The organism is Bacteroides sp. 1_1_30, from assembly GCF_020982715.1.
In the GTDB taxonomy this organism is placed as follows: Bacteria; Bacteroidota; Bacteroidia; order Bacteroidales; family Bacteroidaceae; genus Bacteroides; species Bacteroides xylanisolvens.
Map to the genome: position 1 here is coordinate 1 of NZ_JAJKHN010000043.1, position 19,932 is coordinate 19,932.

The window sequence follows — 19,932 nt, forward strand, 5'->3', positions numbered from 1 at the left end:
AAAGTGAGTAAAAAGGGATAATTATTAACTTGGAAATAAAGAGATAAAGAATTTACCACCAAATTTGACGAAGAACCCGATTTTTCATTTTCATTTCTCATATTCTCATTGTTTTTAGATAAACGGAAGATAATCAGATTAATATCTTATGAGAAATACTTTTTAAAACGGTATTTCTCATAAGTTTATCCGTATTTTAGCTCTAAATAGACCTTATTCTCATAGTGTTTCAAGGTATTTCTCATAGTGTAATGTGCCGGAAGCCGGCATTAAATAAATAGAACGATGTATTCCTTTTGCTTGTTTCCATATACAGTGCCTTAGTCCCATATATTGTGGGAAAAGATTCCCAACAGCTTGGGAATCTTTTCCCACAATATATGGGACAATCGGAACTAATGAGCATCTTCAAGCAAAAAGCCACTATTTTATCTAAATAGTAGCTTCATTTCCTGATAAAAATAAGGTAAGTCGAAAGAAAAAAGGAAGGACGAATGGCTTTTGACTATGAGAAATACCCTGAAACACTATGAGAATAAGGTCGATTTTGAGCCAAAATACGGGTAAACTTATGAGAAATGCCGTTTTAAAAAGTATTTCTCATAAAATATCTATCTGATTATCTTTCGTTTATCAAAAACAATGAGAATATGAGAAATGAAATGAAAAATTCTTTTTCAGTGCGTGGAGGTGGGAATTCATTTTGTACAAGAACGAAAACATAAAGAATCCTTCTCCCTCTCCTTATCTTGATAAAAAAGTGATTGAATATCAAACAGGTTAAAATTATTTCGTAATTTTGCAGATATAAAAGAATGAAGCTATGCCGGACTATGATTTAATCGCCATACTCGGACCTACAGCCTCGGGTAAAACTCCCTTTGCCGCGGCCTTGGCCTATGAACTCAATACAGAAATTATCAGTGCCGACTCTCGTCAGATATACAGAGGGATGGATCTCGGTACGGGAAAAGACTTGGCAGACTATACAGTAAACGGACGTACAATCCCCTACCACTTAATCGATATTGCAGATCCCGGATATAAATATAATGTATTCGAATATCAACGCGATTTCCTGATTTCTTACGAATCAATCAAACAAAAAGGCTGTCTCCCCGTTTTATGTGGAGGGACAGGCATGTATCTGGAATCCGTATTGAAAGGATATAAGCTGATGCCCGTGCCGGAAAACCCTGAATTACGTATTCGTTTGGCAAATCATTCGCTCGAAGAGTTGACGGAAATATTAGGCCGGTACAAAACATTACACAATTCTACCGATGTAGATACCGTGAAACGTGCTATCCGTGCGATAGAGATTGAAGAATATTATGCTGCCCATCCGGTTCCCGAACGGGAGTTTCCTGAATTGAACAGCCTCATTATCGGAGTGGATATTGACCGGGAACTGCGTCGTGAAAAGATCACCCGCCGATTGAAACAACGGTTGGACGAAGGAATGGTAGATGAAGTGCGGCAATTGATCGAGCAAGGAATTGCGCCGGATGATTTAATCTATTATGGGTTGGAATATAAATACCTGACATTGTATGTTATTGGAAAACTAACCTATGAAGAGATGTTCAACGGTCTGGAAATTGCGATCCATCAGTTTGCCAAACGACAAATGACCTGGTTTCGCGGCATGGAAAGAAGAGGATTTACCATCCATTGGATGAATGCGGAACTGCCGATGAAAGAAAAGATAGCTTTTGTAAAAGAGAAACTGGAAGGGATTTAGTATCTTTGTCAGTTATATAGTGTGATTTTTAATACACAATAGGATAGATATACGAATATGAGTGTAGAACCAAAGAAATGGGGAGTGATTTACAACCCGAAAGCTGGTACCCGAAAGGTAAAAAAGCGCTGGAAAGAAATTAAGGAGTACATGGACAGTAAAGGCGTGGACTATGACTATGTACAATCCGAAGGTTTCGGTTCGGTGGAACGTCTCGCCAAGATTTTGGCCAACAATGGTTATCGCACGATTGTCATTGTGGGCGGTGATGGGGCATTAAATGATGCCATCAACGGCATTATGCTATCCGATGCCGAAGATAAAGAAAACATCGCTCTCGGCATGATTCCCAATGGTATCGGAAACGACTTCGCCAAATATTGGGGACTTAGTACCGAATATAAACCGGCTGTCGACTGTATCATTAATCACCGGCTGAAGAAAATAGATGTGGGGTACTGCAATTTCTACGATGGAAAAGAACACCAACGCCGCTACTTCCTCAATGCTGTTAATATCGGACTGGGGGCACGAATCGTTAAAATTACCGATCAGACCAAACGCTTCTGGGGGGTGAAATTCCTTTCCTACGTGGCCGCCTTGTTTTCTCTTATATTTGAACGGAAACTTTATAGGATGCACCTCCGCATCAACGACGAGCATATCCGCGGACGCATCATGACCGTATGCATAGGCAGTGCCTGGGGATGGGGACAGACGCCTAGCGCCGTTCCTTATAACGGATGGCTGGATGTCTCCGTTATCTACCGACCGGAATTCCTGCAAATTATCTCCGGACTATGGATGCTGATTCAGGGAAGAATCCTGAATCATAAGGTAGTGAAAAGCTACCGGACGAAGAAAGTGAAAGTACTACGGGCACAAAACGCCGCTGTGGATTTGGACGGGCGGTTGTTGCCCAGGCATTTCCCGCTGGAAGTAGGGGTACTTTCGGAAAAAACAACGCTTATTATTCCAAATTGATAAATTCAGGCACGGATTACGCGGATTACACGATTTTTAGTAAATCTACATCTGCAAAAGCTGTATAGTCCGCGTAATCCGTGCCAGAAACATAAACTTATAATTATATTAAAAATGATAGAACTTAAGAACAATCCTGCCGGTAACTTCTTTCTGTTGGCAGGTCCATGCGTTATAGAAGGTGAAGAGATGGCAATGCGCATTGCCGAACGAGTAGTAAAAATCACCGAAGCTCTACAAATTCCATACGTATTCAAAGGCTCTTACCGCAAGGCTAACCGCTCACGCCTGGATTCGTTTACAGGTATCGGTGACGAAAAAGCACTCAAAGTATTAAGAAAGGTACATGAAACTTTCGGAGTTCCGACTGTGACAGATATTCACAGTGCAGATGAAGCAGCTATGGCAGCCGAATATGTAGATGTACTTCAAATCCCGGCTTTCCTTTGCCGCCAGACCGATTTGTTGGTTGCAGCAGCGAAAACCGGAAAAACAATTAACATCAAAAAAGGACAGTTCCTTTCTCCGCTGGCAATGCAGTTTGCTGCCGATAAAGTGGTGGAAGCAGGAAATAAAAATGTGATGCTTACCGAACGCGGAACGACTTTCGGTTATCAGGACCTTGTTGTAGACTATCGCGGCATCCCTGAAATGCAATCATTCGGTTATCCGGTTATTCTGGATGTTACCCATTCCCTACAGCAGCCCAACCAGACCAGTGGAGTAACCGGTGGAATGCCGCAACTGATAGAGACTGTAGCTAAAGCAGGTATCGCTGTGGGTGCTGACGGGATATTCATTGAGACACATGAGAATCCTGCGGTAGCAAAAAGTGACGGTGCCAATATGCTAAAGTTAGACCTCCTGGAAGGGCTGTTAACGAAGTTAGTCAGGATACGGGAAGCTATAAAATAACTCTTTTCCCTGTCTATTTGTGATTTACAACCAAACACGACGACAAATAACAAAGAAATATTTATTTAAACTAAATAGAACATGAAACATTTATTACGTGGATTATTTATTGCAGTCCTTTTTATATGCTGCAATTTCCAGCTCGTACTTGCACAACCCATGCAAGAACTGCCTGTGGACAAAAACGTCCGCATCGGTAAACTGGACAACGGGCTTACCTATTACATTCGACACAATGCACTTCCTGAAAAACGAGTAGAATTCTACATCGCACAGAAAGTAGGTTCCATCCTTGAAGAACCGCAACAACGTGGTTTGGCTCACTTCCTGGAGCACATGGCTTTCAATGGAACCAAAAACTTCCCGGGTGATGAGACAGGTCTTGGCATTATACCTTGGTGCGAAACGAAAGGTATCAAATTCGGTACAAACCTGAATGCATATACCAGCGTCGATCAGACGGTATATAATATCAGCAACGTACCGACTGAAAACATTAATGTAGTAGACTCTTGCTTGCTTATCCTTCACGACTGGTCGAGCGCTATCGATCTTGCTGACAAGGAAATAGACAAAGAACGTGGCGTAATCCGCGAAGAATGGAGAAGCCGTAACAGCGGTATGCTCCGTATCATGACCAATGCACAGCCTACGATGTATCCGGATTCTAAATATTCAGACTGTATGCCTATCGGAAGCATTGACGTTATCAACAACTTCCCGTATCAGGATATCCGCGATTATTACGCCAAATGGTATCGTCCGGACCTGCAAGGTATCGTTATTGTAGGTGACATCAACGTAGATGAAATTGAAGCCAAACTTAAAAAAGTATTCGCAGACGTAAAAGCTCCGGTAAATCCGGCCGAACGTATCTACTATCCGGTAGCAGACAATCAGGAACCACTTATCTATATCGGTACTGACAAAGAAGTGAAAAATCCTTCTGTCAACATCTTCTTCAAACAAGATGCGACTCCGGATTCTTTGAAAAATACCATCGCTTATTACGCAACGAGCTATATGGTCAGCATGGCTATGAATATGCTGAACAACCGTTTGAACGAACTTCGCCAGACTGCTAATCCTCCTTTCACAAGTGCCGGTGCAGAATATGGAGAATATTTCCTTGCCAAAACTAAAGAAGCATTCAGTATCAGCGCAAGCAGCAAAATCGACGGAATCGATTTAGCTACGAAGACTATCCTGGAAGAAGCAGAACGCGCACGCCGCTTCGGATTTACAGCAACAGAATATGACCGCGCACGCGCCAACTATCTGCAAGCCGTAGAATCTGCTTACAACGAACGTGAAAAAACCAAAAGCGGCTCTTATGTCAACGAATACGTTAACAACTTCCTTGATAAAGAACCGATTCCGGGAATCGAAGTTGAATATACGCTTTTGAACAAATTGGCTCCGAATATTCCGGTAGAAGCTGTTAACCAGATCATGCAACAACTGATTACTGATAATAACCAGGTAGTTCTGCTGGCCGGTCCGGAAAAAGAAGGAGTAAAATATCCTACTAAAGAAGAGATTGCCGCTCTGCTGAAACAAATGAAGTCATTCGACTTGAAGCCTTATGAAGACAAAGTCTCTAACGAACCGCTGATCTCGGAAGAACTGAAAGGTGGCAAAATTGTTTCTGAAAAAGCCGGAGACATTTATGGTACGACTAAGTTAGTGCTTTCCAACGGTGTAACTGTATATGTGAAGCCTACTGATTTCAAAGCTGACCAAATTGTTATGAAAGGAGTAAGTTTCGGTGGTACGAGCATATTCCCGAACGAAGAGATCATCAATATTGCTCAATTAAACGGAGTAGCCCTGGTGGGTGGTATCGGTAATTTCAGCAAGGTTGACTTGGGTAAAGCTCTTGCCGGTAAACGTGCAAACGTGGCCGCCGGTATCGGCAATACAACAGAAACGGTTTCCGGTAGCTGTGCACCGAAAGATTTTGAGACAATGATGCAGCTCACTTATCTGACTTTCACTTCTCCACGCAAGGACAATGAAGCATTCGAATCTTACAAGAATCGTTTGAAAGCCGAACTTCAGAATGCGGATGCCAACCCGATGACTGCTTTCAGTGACACTATTACAAGTGTATTATATGGTCATCATCCGCGTGCTATCCGAATGAAAGAATATATGGTAGACCAGATCAACTACGACCGTATTCTCGAAATGTACAAAGACCGCTACAAAGACGCAAGCGACTTTACTTTCTACCTGGTGGGAAATGTAGATTTGGCAACGATGAAACCGTTGATCGCCAAATATCTGGGTAGCCTGCCATCTATCAACCGTAAAGAGACTTTCAAGGACAACCACATGGATATCCGCAAAGGACAGATCAAGAATGTATTCGCAAAAGCACAGGAAACTCCGATGGCTACCATCATGTTCCTTTATAGCGGTAGTTGCAAATACGACTTGCGCAACAATGTCCTGCTTAGCTTCTTAGATCAGGCTCTGGATTTGGTTTACACAGCAGAAATCCGTGAAAAAGAAGGTGGTACATACGGCGTAAGCTGTAACGGCAGCCTGGGTAAATATCCGAAAGAAGAATTGGCGCTTCAAATCGTATTCCAGACTGATCCTGCCAAGAAAGACCACCTTTCTGCGATCGTTGTGGAACAACTCCACAAAATGGCCAAAGAAGGTCCGTCTGCCGAACACATGCAGAAGATCAAAGAATATATGCTGAAGAAGTATAAAGACGCCCAAAAAGAAAATGGCTACTGGCTCAATAACATGGACGAATACTTCTACACCGGTATCGATAATACAAAAGACTATGAAAAGTTGGTCAACAGCATCACTGCTAAAGAAGTACAAGACTTCCTTGCCAAGTTGCTGAAACAGAACAACGAAATTCAAGTCATTATGACTGTACCGGAAGAAAACAAATAAATATTTCTCTAGTATATCTACTGAATGATGATATTCAACGAATTACGTAAACATGGAAGGCTCGCCGCCAAACGGCACCCGATGTATGAAAAGAACAAAGTTGCTAAAATACTCGGTTATGTCATGGGCGCATTTTGGGCCGGTTACCTGATATTTTTCGGTACGACGTTCGCGTTCGGTTTTTCAGATATGGTTCCCAACCGGGAACCATATCATGTAATGAACGCAGTGGTTCTGATCTTTATCCTGGCACTGGACTTCCTGTTGCGTGTTCCGTTACAAAAAACACCGACACAGGAGGTAAAACCTTACCTCCTGTTGCCGGTTAAACGAATTCGTGTCATCGACTTTTTACTGATCCGCTCGGGACTAAGTCTGTTCAACCTGTTCTGGTTGTTTCTGTTTGTCCCTTTTTCCTTCATCACTATTACCAAGTTTTTCGGTATCTCCGGTGTTATCACCTATCTTATCGGTATCCTGCTATTAATTATTGCCAACAATTACTGGTACTTGCTTTGCCGCACTCTTATCAACGAACGTATTTGGTGGATTCTATTACCTATCGCTTTCTACGGTGGAATAGGCTGCCTTCTTTTTATCCCCGAAGATAGTCCCCTCTTCTATTTCTTCATGGATCTGGGAGACGGATATATACAGGGAAACATTTTCTATTTTCTCGGCACCATACTTGTGATTGCCCTTTTATGGCTGATTAACCGTAAAATCATGTCTGGGCTGATTTATGCAGAGCTAGCCAAAGTGGATGATACCCAAATAAAACACGTCTCCGAATATAAATTCTTCGAACGCTACGGAGAAGTGGGCGAATATATGCGGCTGGAACTGAAAATGCTCTTACGCAACCGCCGCTGCAAAGGTGCACTACGCAATATCTCTATCGTAATTGTAGCTTTCTCCGTTGCACTTAGCTTTTCCAGTGTCTATGACGGTAATTTCATGACCTCTTTTATTTGTGTGTACAACTTTGCCGTATTCGGAATGATTATCCTTTCACAGATTATGTCATTCGAGGGCAACTACATTGATGGTCTGATGTCTCGCAAAGAATCGATTATGAGTTTGCTGAAAGCTAAATATTACACATATAGTATTGGTGAGATTATACCTTTCATACTGATGATCCCCGCTATCATCATGAACAAACTTACCTTACTGGGTGCTTTTGCCTGGTTTTTCTATACCATTGGCTTTATCTATTTCTGCTTCTTCCAACTGGCTGTTTACAACAAACAGACAGTACCTCTGAACGAAAAAGTGACAAGCCGACAAAACAATAGCGCCATACAGATGTTGGTCAATTTCGGTGCTTTCGGCGTACCGCTTATCTTATACAGCCTGTTAAATGCACTTTGGGGAGAAACAATCACTTACACAATCCTGTTAGTGATTGGTCTCGGATTTACCCTGACCTCTCCTTTATGGATAAAAAATGTATATCATCGCTTCATGAAACGGCGGTACGAAAATATGGAAGGCTTCAGAGACAGCCGCCAATAAACGTTCATGAATCATTAACTATATAAACATTGAAGATCATGATTACCATTGATAAACTTAAAAAGAATTTCGGTGAAAAGGTTGCCGTAGACATAGAACATTACGAAATCAATCAAGGCGACATGCTCGGATTGGTGGGTAACAACGGTGCCGGTAAAACAACTCTTTTCCGATTGATGTTGGATCTGCTGAAAGCAGACGATGGAAAAGTGATTATAAATGATATTGATGTCAGCCAGAGTGAAGACTGGAAAAGCATTACCGGTGCTTTCATTGACGATGGCTTCCTGATCGATTATCTCACTCCGGAAGAATATTTCTATTTCATCGGGAAAATGTATGGACTCAAAAAAGAAGAAGTAGACGAACGTCTTATCCCTTTCGAACGCTTTATGAGCGGAGAAGTGATCGGACACAAAAAATTAATTCGCAACTACTCTGCCGGTAACAAGCAAAAGATCGGGATAATCTCCGCCATGCTTCATTATCCGCAATTATTAATCTTGGATGAACCGTTCAATTTCCTCGATCCAAGTTCACAGTCTATCATTAAACATCTGCTTAAGAAATACAACGAGGAGCATCAGGCTACGGTTATCATATCCAGTCACAACCTCAATCATACCGTAGATGTATGTCCACGGATCGCTTTACTGGAACACGGGGTCATCATCCGGGATATTATCAACGAAGATAACTCCGCAGAAAAAGAACTGGAGGATTATTTTAATGTAGAAGAAGAGTGAGGGAGATTTATGAGTTATGAGTTATGATTGATGGGGTTGATAATTAATGATTGAGATACAGTTGATGAAGGCAAAATTAAAATTTATCTATCTATTAGTTGGGCTGGCTGCTATATTTAGTTCCTGTCGCACTTCCGCTCCCCGGCTGGACTATCAAGCATTGGCACGAGCTTCTATTTTATTAGGTGTAGATGTCAATCTGGAAGATAATCATAAGCTCTATCTCGAAGCAGCCGATTGGATAGGGGTTCCTTATCGTGGTGGAGGTGATTCTAAACGAGGAACAGATTGTTCGGGGCTGGTTTATCAAGTGTATCGAAAGGTATACCGCACCCAAGTGCCACGCAATACAGAGGACTTGAAAAAAGAAAGTAATAAGGTCGCTAAGCGAAACCTTCGGGAAGGAGACTTGGTATTCTTTACCAGTAGCCGTTCAAAAAAGAAAGTAGCTCATGTAGGTATTTATCTGAAAAACGGAAAGTTCATTCATTCCAGTACCAGTAAAGGAGTGATCGTCAGCAACTTGAACGAGAGTTATTATACCAAACACTGGATAAGCGGAGGCAGAATACGTTAATTATCAACTTCTAATGATATAAAATTATGAAATCATTCATCGGAGCAGTTATATTTATCTGTGTGGCATTCAGTGCCAATGCACAACTTTTATGGAAAGTGTCCGGTAACGGACTAACCCAACCTTCCTACATCATAGGTACTCATCACCTGGCACCATTCAGCATCATGGACAGCATTGCCGGACTTCAAAAAGCGATGAATGAAACGCAACAGGTGTATGGAGAACTGAAAATGTCGGAAATGCAGTCGCCCGCCACCATGGGAAAGATGCAAAAGGCAATGATGATTGAAAGTGATACCACACTGACCTCCCTCCTTTCTCCGGAAGACTTTGAGAGTGCTAACAAATTCTGCAAAGAAAACCTGATGGTAGACTTAAATATGGCTCCGAAGCTAAAACCTGCCTTCCTGTTGAATAATGTAGTGGTAATGGCTTACGTAAAACATGTAGGAAAGTTCAACCCGCAAGAGCAACTCGACACGTTCTTTCAAAGCCAAGCCGCCCAAAACGGAAAAAAGGTGGACGGGCTGGAAACTGCCGAATTCCAATTCAACCTGCTTTTCAACGGTAGTTCACTACAACGACAAGCACAGCTACTCATGTGCACTCTTAATAATATAGAAGCAGAAGTAGAAAACCTAAAAAAGCTCACGAACGCTTACATGAAACAGGATTTGAACACTATGTTCAAAATCAGCGAAGAGCGCAAAGGCAATCAATGCGACGCACTTCCCAGCGAAGAAGATGCCCTAATTTACAACCGTAATAAAATATGGGCTGAAAAATTACCGGCTATCATGAAAGCCGCTCCGACTTTTGTTGCGGTAGGCGCCCTGCACCTTCCCGGGGAAAAAGGATTATTAAAGTTACTAAAAAGCCAAGGATACACAGTAGAACCTGTGAAATAAGAAAAGTATTTAGTACTTTTGCGGAAAAGTTTTCCCCAATGAACTACAAAACCTATTTATTCGATTTCGACTATACATTAGCCGATTCGTCGCGTGGTATCGTTAAATGTTTCAGAATTGTGCTCACCCGGCACCAGTATTTAACCGTTACCGATGAAGCTATCAAGCGCACGATCGGCAAAACACTGGAAGAATCATTCAGTATCCTTACCGGAATTACCGACCCGGAACAGTTAGAATCTTTCCGGCAGGAATACAGACTGGAAGCTGATGTACACATGAATGTAAATACCCGTCTTTTTCCTGATACATTATCTACACTGAAAGGATTGAAGAAACGGGGTGCCCGCGTCGGAATTATCTCTACCAAGTATCGCTTCCGGATATTGAGTTATCTGGAAGAATATCTGCCAAAAGATTTTCTCGATATAGTTGTGGGAGGAGAAGATGTAAAAGCACCGAAACCTTCACCGGAAGGGGTACTATTTGCTTTGGAACATTTGGGAAGTACACCCGAAGAAACTTTGTATATCGGAGATAGCACGGTAGATGCTGAAACGGCCCGAAATGCAGAAGTAGATTTTGCAGGCGTATTGAACGGAATGACAACAGCCGAGGAACTCCGTAACTATCCACACAAAATCATTATGCAGAATTTGGGAGAGTTGGTCCAATAGACTGCAATGAGAGTTAAAATGCTCATTTATTTACTGTAATCATTTTATCTCCTACAAAAAATAAAAGAAATATTTGTCGGGAACGAATAAAAATAGTACTTTTGTGCCCGATTATTCCGCAACGGGTTCGATAAAGAGTTCTTTAAGTGATTAAAGACCACCCGCCGGAGCTAACTTATACATTATATATAAGATGTACGCAATTGTAGAAATTAACGGTCAGCAGTTTAAAGCAGAAGCTGGTCAAAAGTTGTTTGTTCACCACATCGAAGGTGCAGAAAACGGTTCAACAGTAGAATTTGAAAAAGTTCTTTTGGTAGACAAAGACGGAAACGTTACAGTAGGTGCTCCTACCGTAGAAGGTGCTAAAGTTGTTTGCCAGGTTGTTTCAAACTTGGTTAAAGGCGACAAAGTTCTTGTTTTCCACAAGAAAAGAAGAAAAGGACACAGAAAACTGAACGGTCACCGTCAACAGTTCACTGAATTAACAATTACAGAAGTAGTAGCTTAATCAATTAAAAAGTAAGAAGAAATGGCACATAAAAAAGGTGTCGGTAGTTCTAAGAACGGCCGCGAATCACAGAGCAAGAGATTAGGCGTTAAGATATTTGGTGGCGAAGCTTGCAAAGCAGGTAACATCATCGTTCGTCAAAGAGGTACTGAATTCCACCCGGGTGAAAACATCGGAATGGGTAAAGACCACACTCTTTTCGCTTTAGTAGACGGAACAGTTAATTTCAAAGTAGGTAAAGAAGATAGAAGATATGTTTCTATCGTTCCTGCAACAGAAGCATAATTATCCGGACTGAAAATAGTTAAGACAAGGAGATGCAATCCACAAGATTGTATCTCCTTTCTTTTTATACCAAAACATACTTTATCGCCTGACAAGTATACGCCTTTTTAACATTCAAATATTCACCTCATGGATATTTTTCATTTTTTCCATCCTTATTATTGCCAAAATATTACAGAAGTGTAATATCGTTTATTTTTTTATCTATCTTTGTAGACTTAAAAAAAGGTTTTTCATAAAAAGTATAGATATGCTTACCATTAAACAAATTACAGAAAACACAGAGGCGGTACTCCGCGGACTGGAAAAGAAGCATTTCAAGAATGCAAAGGAAACGATCGATCAGGTGATCGCTCTTAACAACAAGAGACGTAGCACACAAAATGAATTAGATAAAAACCTGGCAGAGGTTAACTCACTTTCGCGCACCATCGGTCAACTGATGAAAGAAGGCAAAAAAGAGGAAGCAGAAACTGCACGTGCCCGCGTTGCCGAACTAAAAGAAGGCAACAAAGAACTAGATGCTGCCATGACACAGGCTGCAACGGATATGCAGAATGTACTTTATACCATCCCCAACATTCCTTATGACAGCGTACCGGAAGGCGTAGGTGCCGAAGATAACGTCGTAGAAAAAATGGGAGGTATGGAAACCGAACTTCCTAAAGATGCACTCCCCCACTGGGAACTGGCAAAGAAATATGATTTAATAGACTTCGATCTGGGTGTAAAAATCACAGGTGCGGGTTTCCCTGTATACAAAGGTAAAGGAGCACAACTTCAACGCGCCCTTATCAACTTCTTCCTGGATGAAGCACGCAAATCCGGATATACCGAAATCATGCCGCCGACAGTAGTCAACGCCGCTTCCGGCTATGGCACCGGACAGCTTCCGGACAAAGAAGGACAGATGTATCATTGTGAAGTAGATGATTTATACCTGATCCCGACAGCGGAAGTTCCCGTTACTAATATCTACCGTGATGTGATTCTGGAAGAGAAACAATTGCCTATAATGAATTGTGCGTATACACAATGTTTCCGTCGCGAAGCAGGTTCTTATGGTAAAGATGTACGTGGCCTGAATCGTCTGCACGAGTTCTCCAAAGTAGAATTGGTTCGTATCGACAAACCGGAGCATTCTAAACAATCTCATCAGGAAATGCTGGACCATGTAGAAGGACTGTTGCAAAAACTGGAACTCCCCTATCGCATTCTCCGTCTTTGCGGTGGAGATATGAGTTTCACTGCTGCTCTTTGTTTCGACTTCGAAGTATATTCTGAAGCACAGAAGCGTTGGTTGGAAGTAAGTTCCGTATCCAATTTCGACACTTATCAGGCCAACCGCCTGAAATGCCGTTACCGTAATGCAGAAAAGAAAACCGAACTCTGCCACACACTGAACGGTTCAGCATTAGCATTACCACGCATCGTTGCTGCCCTACTCGAAAACAACCAGACTCCGGAAGGTATCAGAATTCCGAAAGCATTGGTTCCGTATTGCGGCTTTGACATGATAGACTAAGACTTGGCATGACAGACTAATAAAAGTACCCATATACAGAGAGCCACTCATCAAAAGAGTGGCTTTTCTTTTATATTTCGTAAATTAGCTGTATCTTTGCCAAAATTTATATCATTCTGATAGCAGTTACGTAATAAAAACAACAAATTAATTAGATAATGAACAAAATCATTAGCAAGGAACGCTTTTCTGAAAAAGTATTCAAATTTGAAATTGAAGCTCCTTTAATTGCTAAATCCCGTAAGGCCGGACACTTTGTCATCGTGCGTGTAGGTGAAAAAGGAGAACGTATGCCATTGACTATCGCAGGTTCTGACCTCAAAAAAGGTACCATTACTCTGGTAGTGCAGGAAGTCGGGCTTTCTTCTACCCGTCTCTGTGAACTGAATGAAGGCGATTACATCACTGACGTAGTAGGCCCGCTCGGACAAGCTACCCATATAGAGAAATTCGGAACAGTAGTCTGCGCTGGTGGTGGTGTAGGCGTAGCTCCGATGCTTCCTATCGTACAGGCTTTGAAAGCAGCCGGCAACCGTGTTATCACTGTACTGGCCGGACGCAACAAAGACCTGATTATTTTAGAAAAAGAAATGCGTGAAAGCTCTGACGAAGTAATTATCATGACAGATGACGGCTCTTACGGTCGTAAAGGTCTGGTGACAGAAGGCGTAGAAGAAGTTATCAAACGCGAGAAAGTGGACAAATGCTTCGCTATCGGTCCTGCCATCATGATGAAGTTCGTTTGCTTGCTGACTAAGAAATATGAAATTCCGACTGATGTTTCATTGAACACCATCATGGTGGATGGAACTGGTATGTGTGGTGCTTGCCGTATCACTGTAGGAGGAAAGACTAAATTCGTTTGTGTAGACGGTCCCGAATTCGACGGTCACCAAGTGAATTTTGATGAAATGCTGAAGCGTATGGGCGCGTTCAAAAATATCGAGCGCGAAGAAATGCATAAACTGCAACCGGAATGTGAAGCAACCAAAGAAATCGACGAGAAAAGCCGTAATGCAGCCTGGAGACAGGAATTACGCAAATCAATGAAACCGAAAGAACGTACGGCCATTCCCCGTGTAGAAATGAACGAGCTTGACGCTGAATATCGTTCACACAGCCGTAAAGAGGAAGTAAATCAAGGATTAACAGCAGAACAGGCTGTTACAGAAGCTAAACGTTGTCTCGACTGTGCTAATCCGGGATGTATGGAAGGCTGTCCGGTAGGTATTGATATTCCTCGCTTCATTAAGAATATCGAACGTGGAGAGTTTCTTGAAGCTGCTAAAACATTGAAAGAAACAAGTGCGCTTCCGGCTGTTTGCGGTCGTGTGTGTCCACAAGAAAAACAATGCGAATCAAAATGTATTCATTTGAAAATGAATGAAAAGCCCGTCGCTATCGGTTATCTGGAACGTTTCGCAGCTGATTACGAACGTGAAAGCGGGCAAATCTCCGTACCTGTCATTGCAGAGAAGAACGGCATCAAAATAGCTGTAATCGGTTCGGGACCTGCAGGATTGGCATTTGCCGGAGATATGGCTAAATATGGATATGATGTAACTGTATTCGAAGCATTGCATGAGATTGGTGGTGTGTTGAAATATGGTATTCCAGAATTCCGTTTGCCCAACAAGATTGTAGACGTAGAAATCGAGAACCTTAGCAAGATGGGTGTTAACTTCATCAAAGACTGTATCGTAGGAAAAACAATCGGCGTAGAGGACTTGAAAGCTGAAGGTTTCAAAGGAATATTTGTGGCTTCCGGTGCCGGGCTGCCTAACTTTATGAATATCCCGGGAGAGAATTCCATCAATATCATGTCGTCCAACGAATACCTCACTCGCGTTAATCTGATGGACGCTGCCAGTGAAGATTCGGACACTCCGGTAGCTTTCGGTAAAAACGTAGCAGTAATCGGTGGTGGTAATACAGCGATGGACTCTGTTCGTACTGCCAAACGTCTTGGTGCAGAGCGCGCTATCATTATCTATCGTCGTTCGGAAGAGGAAATGCCTGCACGTATCGAGGAAGTAAAACATGCTAAAGAAGAAGGAGTTGAATTCCTTACTCTACATAATCCGATCGAATATATTGCTGATGAACAAGGTTGCGTAAAACAGGTTATTTTGCAAAAGATGGAATTAGGCGAGCCGGATGCTTCCGGACGTCGTAGTCCTGTAGCCATCCCGGGAGCAACAGAAACAATTGATATCGACCTGGCAATTGTCAGCGTCGGAGTATCCCCTAACCCAATTGTTCCAAGCTCCATCAAAGGACTGGAACTAGGACGAAAAGGAACCATCACTGTGGATGACAACATGGAATCTTCCATCCCTATGATTTATGCAGGAGGCGATATCGTTCGCGGTGGAGCTACTGTTATTCTGGCGATGGGCGATGGCCGTAAAGCCGCTGCCGCCATGAATGAACAATTGAAGGCAAACGCCGGTAACTAATTGCCGCTTATTAACAGGTGGGCTAAAACCAACTCACACGTGGGCGGAACATCACTCGTCCCCCGGCATAAAAATAAAATAAGAAAAGCCCCGTCTACAAAATGTAAACGGGGCTTTTCTTATTTCAAATATCAAAGATACTTTCTACTTTACCACTTTGTTCGTCGCAGGATCGGGGAAGATTACAGCCGGTTTAAACGACTTGGCTTCCTCAAAATCCATCAATGCATAGGACATGATTATAACAATATCATCCGGTTGCACCTTGCGGGCAGCAGCACCATTCAGGCAAATTTTACCCGAACCGCGTTCACCTTTGATAATGTAGGTTTCAAAGCGTTCACCATTGTTATTATCAGCGATATACACTTTCTCTCCCGCAATCATGTTTGCAGCATCCAACAGGTCTTCATCAATCGTGATACTACCCATGTAGTTCAGATTGGCCTCTGTGACACGTGCACAATGAATTTTCGACTTCAACACTTCAATCATCATAAGGTTTCGTCTTTTTAGTTATTCTTTATATTTAATATTATCAATCAGCCGGACTTCTCCACAGAATACTGTGATGCATCCAACTGCATAGGAAGTATCTTCCCAATTACTAATTTTCTGCAATGTGTTTCCGTCTACAATCTCAAAATACTCCATGCGCAAGCCCGGAGCAGCTTCGATTGCATCTTCTACCATCTTTTGCGTCTCGCTCACCGTGTGAGTGGCTGCAAAGTTACGACTTTTAAATAAAGTCCGGGAAATATTTAAAGCATTTTCACGTTCTTCTGCCGATAAACGTTTATTCCGGCTACTCAATGCCAGTCCGTCTTCCTCACGCACAATTGAACAACCAACAATTTCAAGGTTATATTTCAATTGTCGAACCATCTCACGAATAATTGCTAACTGCTGAAAATCTTTCTCCCCGAAATATGCGCAGTCCGGCTGTACGGCATTAAACAGTTTGCTGACAATCTGGCAAACACCGTTAAAATGCCCCGGACGGAAAGCACCTTCCATCACCGTATCTAATGGTGCATAGCTAAATTGACGGGTATCCGGTTCCGGGTACATTTCGCTTACCGAAGGAGCAAAAGCGAAATCCGCCCCGCATTCTTCCAACAAACGGCAATCTGCATCCAATGTACGCGGATATTTCTCCAAATCGTTTTTATCGTTAAACTGTGTGGGATTCACAAAAACACTCACAACAGTTACACCATTCTCACTTACGCTGCGCTTTACCAGAGATGCATGTCCCGCATGTAAAGCACCCATTGTAGGAACCAGTCCCACCTTTTTACCTTGGGCTCTCAAGGCAGTCAATTCTGCCTGTAAGTCCTTGATAGTGTGCACTACTTTCATTTTCGTCAATTGGTTTATGTTTTACTCGTTTGCAAAAACTCTGCAAAATAAACTAATATTTGCCACATAAAGAAAGAATATCTTATTTAATGTGTCTTTTTTTTCGTATCTTTGCAGAATATTATAGTGAACTATTGTTATTATGACAAAGGCGAATAAAGTTTTATTTATTACTCAAGAGATTACACCTTACGTTTCAGAATCCGAAATGGCCAATATAGGTAGAAACCTTCCACAGGCGATACAAGAAAAAGGCCGTGAAATCAGAACCTTTATGCCTAAATGGGGAAATATCAATGAGCGCAGAAACCAGCTGCACGAAGTGATCCGCCTCTCCGGTATGAACCTGATCATCGACGATACTGACCACCCCTTGATTATAAAAGTTGCATCTATCCAATCCGCACGCATGCAGGTATATTTCATCGATAACGATGATTATTTCCAGAATCGTATGCAGACAGCGGACGAAAATGGTGTAGAATATGAAGATAATGATAGTCGTGCCGTTTTCTACGCACGCGGCGTATTGGAAACAGTGAAAAAACTTCGCTGGTGTCCTGATGTCATTCACTGTCATGGCTGGATGACAGCTCTAGCTCCTCTTTATATAAAGAAAGCCTATAAAGACGAACCTTCTTTCCGCGATGCCAAAGTGGTATTCTCTGTTTATGAAGATGACTTCAAGAATACACTTAGCGATGATTTCGCAGCCAAATTGATGCTGAAAGGTATTTCCAAAAAAGATTTAGGTGATTTGAAAGAGCCGGTAGACTATGCTGCTCTGTGCAAACTCGCTGTTGATTATTCGGATGGAGTCATACAAAACAGCGAAAAAGTAGACGAGTCTATTATTGAATATGCCCGCCAATCTGGCAAATTGGTACTTGACTACCAGAACCCGGAAAACTATGCAGATGCCTGCAACGAGTTCTACGATCAGGTATGGGATGCTACTGCAAACGAAGAAGAATAAAAAAAATCAAGATACGACGATCATGAAAGCAAAATACGCCTTAATAGCTTTACTGGCAATCACTTTTTGGGGTTGTGATGATAACACTGCCGGACTGGGATTGGGAATGTTTCCGGGAAGCGACCAGAATATCAATGGAAAGCTATCTACCTTTGATGTGACTACAGAATCCGTTCATGCCGGTAAGATATATGCAATGACTAATGTGGGGTATGTAGGTAAGTTCACTGATGAAACATTCGGAACTTATCAGGCAGGGTTCTTAGCAGAACTCAACTGTCCGTCAGGAATGACATTCCCTGGAGTATACAATGGTACTGCTCTTAACGATAAAAAGAAAGCTACCAATATAATGGTAGACGAAGCTGGGCTTGGAGACGACGCTATTGGAATATACAATACAGATAATATAAATGATCCAAAAAGAAAACTCATAGGCAACATTCATACTATTGAGCTTTATTTGTGGTATAGCAGTTACTTTGGAGACTCATTAACAGCTTGCCGTTTAAGTGTCTATGCATTAAATGAAAATTTAGATACAAAGAACGCCTATTATACAGATATTACTCCAGAGGATTATTACGATGCAAATACTGATAACAGTCTATTAGGAACGAAAGCTTATACAGCTGTTGATCTTTCAGTAAAAGACTCCATTCGTAAACTTAGTACATATGTTCCCAGCGTACACGTTTCTTTCAGAGATAAAGCTGCTAAAGAAATTGGAAAAGAAATTATTAAAAGAGCCAACGAGTTAGGTGTCAATTTTGACAATAAGGAGTTTAGAAAGATTTTTAAGGGAATTTATGTAAAGAGTGATTACGGCGATGGTACTGTGCTTTACATAGACCAAGCTCAAATGAACGTAGTATATAAATGCTATGCAGTTGATACACTTACAGGTGTTAAACTGGAAAAGAAAGTAGTAAAAGAAGGAGAGTCTAAAGACTCTACTTATTATGGATATCGTACCTTTGCCACTACTCGTGAAGTAATTCAAGCTAATCAGTTAGACAATGATAAGGATGCCATTCAAAAATGCATTAATGAGGATACGTGGACTTATTTAAAGAGTCCAGCAGGGATTTTCACTCAAATAACTCTTCCTATTAGCCAAATAGCAGATTCACTTCTTAACCAAACAGCAGAAAAGCGTCAAAGTGACATACTAAATGCTGTTAAACTAGGAATACCTATCTATAATGAAACCAGTGACAAAAAGTTTGGTATGTCGACTCCTAGCAATGTTTTATTAATACGTAAAAAGTACAAAGACAGTTTCTTTGAAAAAAACCAGCTTAGTGATGAAATAACTTCATCTCTATTTAGACCCACCACAACTAGCTTTACTCAATACACATTCAACAATATCACTCAAATGATTAATGATTGTTTAGCAGATAGGGAAAAAGCAGAGAAAGAAATACATGAAAAGGGGTCTATAACAATCAAAATAACCGATTTAGATGGAAATAGTAAAGATGAAACCGTCAATAATATTAAAGATTGGGAAGACTTAAGCGAATGGAACAAATTCGTACTTATCCCAGTACTTGTGACCACAGATTCTTCTTCAAGTAATAGCTACTATGGTTCCAGCAATGTTATTAGTATACAACATGATTTAAAACCTGGCTATGCACGTTTAAAAGGAGGCAAGAAAGGAACTATACAAGATGCCAAAGGTAACCCTGTATATCCAGAGTATGTGCTCAAGCTTGAAGTTGTTTCTACAAACTTTGGAACAAAATCAAAATAAGAAATAGTTGAAATATTATAAAGCAATAGCGCAGGTTACTCAATGTAACTTGCGCTATTGC

At 41.6% G+C, this 19,932-nt stretch carries 17 protein-coding genes; 15 read left to right on the forward strand and 2 right to left on the reverse strand.

Annotation, left to right across the window (positions count from 1 at the left end; genetic code table 11):
• The first annotated feature begins 823 nt into the window (after nt 1-823).
• From miaA to LPH68_RS13945, 13 genes are all read left to right on the forward strand, one after another.
• Nucleotides 824-1,744: a tRNA (adenosine(37)-N6)-dimethylallyltransferase MiaA gene (gene miaA / locus LPH68_RS13885; protein ID WP_004316676.1), complete on the forward strand. Its 921-nt coding sequence runs from the start codon at nt 824-826 to the stop codon at nt 1,742-1,744.
• A 57-nt stretch (nt 1,745-1,801) separates the two neighbouring features.
• Nucleotides 1,802-2,728 (forward strand): diacylglycerol kinase family protein, encoded by a 927-nt coding sequence (locus LPH68_RS13890; protein WP_004316677.1) that lies wholly within the window; start codon nt 1,802-1,804, stop codon nt 2,726-2,728.
• Between the two features lie 114 nt (nt 2,729-2,842).
• Complete coding sequence (gene kdsA / locus LPH68_RS13895) at nt 2,843-3,643, forward strand: 3-deoxy-8-phosphooctulonate synthase (RefSeq protein WP_004316678.1); 801 nt, start codon at nt 2,843-2,845, stop codon at nt 3,641-3,643.
• Nucleotides 3,644-3,724: 81 nt separating this feature from the next.
• The gene (locus tag LPH68_RS13900; RefSeq protein ID WP_151923556.1) at nt 3,725-6,562 is read left to right on the forward strand and encodes a pitrilysin family protein; all 2,838 of its coding nucleotides are present in this window, start codon (nt 3,725-3,727) and stop codon (nt 6,560-6,562) included.
• A 24-nt stretch (nt 6,563-6,586) separates the two neighbouring features.
• Nucleotides 6,587-8,080 (forward strand): DUF5687 family protein, encoded by a 1,494-nt coding sequence (locus tag LPH68_RS13905; protein WP_008020902.1) that lies wholly within the window; start codon nt 6,587-6,589, stop codon nt 8,078-8,080.
• 38 nt (nt 8,081-8,118) lie between these two features.
• The gene (locus tag LPH68_RS13910; RefSeq protein WP_074708534.1) at nt 8,119-8,826 is read left to right on the forward strand and encodes an ABC transporter ATP-binding protein; all 708 of its coding nucleotides are present in this window, start codon (nt 8,119-8,121) and stop codon (nt 8,824-8,826) included.
• A 46-nt stretch (nt 8,827-8,872) separates the two neighbouring features.
• Nucleotides 8,873-9,403: a C40 family peptidase gene (locus tag LPH68_RS13915; protein WP_004316687.1), complete on the forward strand. Its 531-nt coding sequence runs from the start codon at nt 8,873-8,875 to the stop codon at nt 9,401-9,403.
• A gap of 26 nt (nt 9,404-9,429) precedes the next feature.
• Nucleotides 9,430-10,314 carry a TraB/GumN family protein gene (locus LPH68_RS13920; protein ID WP_151923555.1) on the forward strand — a complete coding sequence of 295 codons (885 nt, stop codon included), beginning with the start codon at nt 9,430-9,432 and terminating at the stop codon, nt 10,312-10,314.
• A 38-nt stretch (nt 10,315-10,352) separates the two neighbouring features.
• Complete coding sequence (locus LPH68_RS13925) at nt 10,353-10,991, forward strand: HAD-IA family hydrolase (RefSeq protein ID WP_151923554.1); 639 nt, start codon at nt 10,353-10,355, stop codon at nt 10,989-10,991.
• A 193-nt stretch (nt 10,992-11,184) separates the two neighbouring features.
• The gene (gene rplU / locus LPH68_RS13930) at nt 11,185-11,502 is read left to right on the forward strand and encodes a 50S ribosomal protein L21 (RefSeq protein ID WP_004316691.1); all 318 of its coding nucleotides are present in this window, start codon (nt 11,185-11,187) and stop codon (nt 11,500-11,502) included.
• 21 nt (nt 11,503-11,523) lie between these two features.
• Nucleotides 11,524-11,787, forward strand: coding sequence for a 50S ribosomal protein L27 (rpmA, locus tag LPH68_RS13935; RefSeq protein WP_004316697.1), 264 nt, complete (start codon nt 11,524-11,526; stop codon nt 11,785-11,787).
• Between the two features lie 250 nt (nt 11,788-12,037).
• Nucleotides 12,038-13,312: a serine--tRNA ligase gene (gene serS, locus LPH68_RS13940; RefSeq protein WP_004316699.1), complete on the forward strand. Its 1,275-nt coding sequence runs from the start codon at nt 12,038-12,040 to the stop codon at nt 13,310-13,312.
• A 158-nt stretch (nt 13,313-13,470) separates the two neighbouring features.
• Entirely contained in the window at nt 13,471-15,771 is a 2,301-nt protein-coding gene (locus LPH68_RS13945; RefSeq protein ID WP_074910206.1) for a bifunctional dihydroorotate dehydrogenase B NAD binding subunit/NADPH-dependent glutamate synthase, read from the forward strand.
• A gap of 144 nt (nt 15,772-15,915) precedes the next feature.
• Here LPH68_RS13945 and panD read toward each other — a convergent pair whose 3' ends face one another.
• A complete protein-coding gene (gene panD / locus LPH68_RS13950) occupies nt 15,916-16,269 on the reverse strand; it encodes an aspartate 1-decarboxylase (RefSeq protein ID WP_004316702.1) in 354 nt (117 codons plus the stop codon).
• 18 nt (nt 16,270-16,287) lie between these two features.
• Entirely contained in the window at nt 16,288-17,133 is an 846-nt protein-coding gene (gene panC / locus LPH68_RS13955; protein WP_074910211.1) for a pantoate--beta-alanine ligase, read from the reverse strand.
• A 142-nt stretch (nt 17,134-17,275) separates the two neighbouring features.
• Here panC and LPH68_RS13960 point away from each other — a divergent pair, with 142 nt between their 5' ends.
• Nucleotides 17,276-18,109, forward strand: a complete 834-nt coding sequence (locus tag LPH68_RS13960; RefSeq protein WP_008020874.1) for a glycogen/starch synthase — start codon at nt 17,276-17,278, stop codon at nt 18,107-18,109.
• A 22-nt stretch (nt 18,110-18,131) separates the two neighbouring features.
• Complete coding sequence (locus tag LPH68_RS13965; RefSeq protein ID WP_004316706.1) at nt 18,132-19,871, forward strand: DUF4270 domain-containing protein; 1,740 nt, start codon at nt 18,132-18,134, stop codon at nt 19,869-19,871.
• Nucleotides 19,872-19,932: the final 61 nt, after the last annotated feature.

Excerpts from the sequence above, each read along its gene's own strand:
- miaA (WP_004316676.1), top strand. The coding sequence starts at position 824 with ATGCCGGACTATGATTTAATCGCCATACTCGGACCTACAGCCTCGGGT.
- rpmA (WP_004316697.1), top strand. The coding sequence starts at position 11,524 with ATGGCACATAAAAAAGGTGTCGGTAGTTCTAAGAACGGCCGCGAATCA.
- serS (WP_004316699.1), top strand. The coding sequence starts at position 12,038 with ATGCTTACCATTAAACAAATTACAGAAAACACAGAGGCGGTACTCCGC.
- kdsA (WP_004316678.1), top strand. The coding sequence starts at position 2,843 with ATGATAGAACTTAAGAACAATCCTGCCGGTAACTTCTTTCTGTTGGCA.
- LPH68_RS13910 (WP_074708534.1), top strand. The coding sequence starts at position 8,119 with ATGATTACCATTGATAAACTTAAAAAGAATTTCGGTGAAAAGGTTGCC.
- LPH68_RS13900 (WP_151923556.1), top strand. The coding sequence starts at position 3,725 with ATGAAACATTTATTACGTGGATTATTTATTGCAGTCCTTTTTATATGC.
- LPH68_RS13945 (WP_074910206.1), top strand. The coding sequence starts at position 13,471 with ATGAACAAAATCATTAGCAAGGAACGCTTTTCTGAAAAAGTATTCAAA.
- panD (WP_004316702.1), bottom strand. The coding sequence starts at position 16,269 with ATGATGATTGAAGTGTTGAAGTCGAAAATTCATTGTGCACGTGTCACA.
- rplU (WP_004316691.1), top strand. The coding sequence starts at position 11,185 with ATGTACGCAATTGTAGAAATTAACGGTCAGCAGTTTAAAGCAGAAGCT.
- LPH68_RS13965 (WP_004316706.1), top strand. The coding sequence starts at position 18,132 with ATGAAAGCAAAATACGCCTTAATAGCTTTACTGGCAATCACTTTTTGG.
- LPH68_RS13960 (WP_008020874.1), top strand. The coding sequence starts at position 17,276 with ATGACAAAGGCGAATAAAGTTTTATTTATTACTCAAGAGATTACACCT.
- panC (WP_074910211.1), bottom strand. The coding sequence starts at position 17,133 with ATGAAAGTAGTGCACACTATCAAGGACTTACAGGCAGAATTGACTGCC.
- LPH68_RS13915 (WP_004316687.1), top strand. The coding sequence starts at position 8,873 with ATGATTGAGATACAGTTGATGAAGGCAAAATTAAAATTTATCTATCTA.
- LPH68_RS13920 (WP_151923555.1), top strand. The coding sequence starts at position 9,430 with ATGAAATCATTCATCGGAGCAGTTATATTTATCTGTGTGGCATTCAGT.
- LPH68_RS13905 (WP_008020902.1), top strand. The coding sequence starts at position 6,587 with ATGATGATATTCAACGAATTACGTAAACATGGAAGGCTCGCCGCCAAA.
- LPH68_RS13925 (WP_151923554.1), top strand. The coding sequence starts at position 10,353 with ATGAACTACAAAACCTATTTATTCGATTTCGACTATACATTAGCCGAT.
- LPH68_RS13890 (WP_004316677.1), top strand. The coding sequence starts at position 1,802 with ATGAGTGTAGAACCAAAGAAATGGGGAGTGATTTACAACCCGAAAGCT.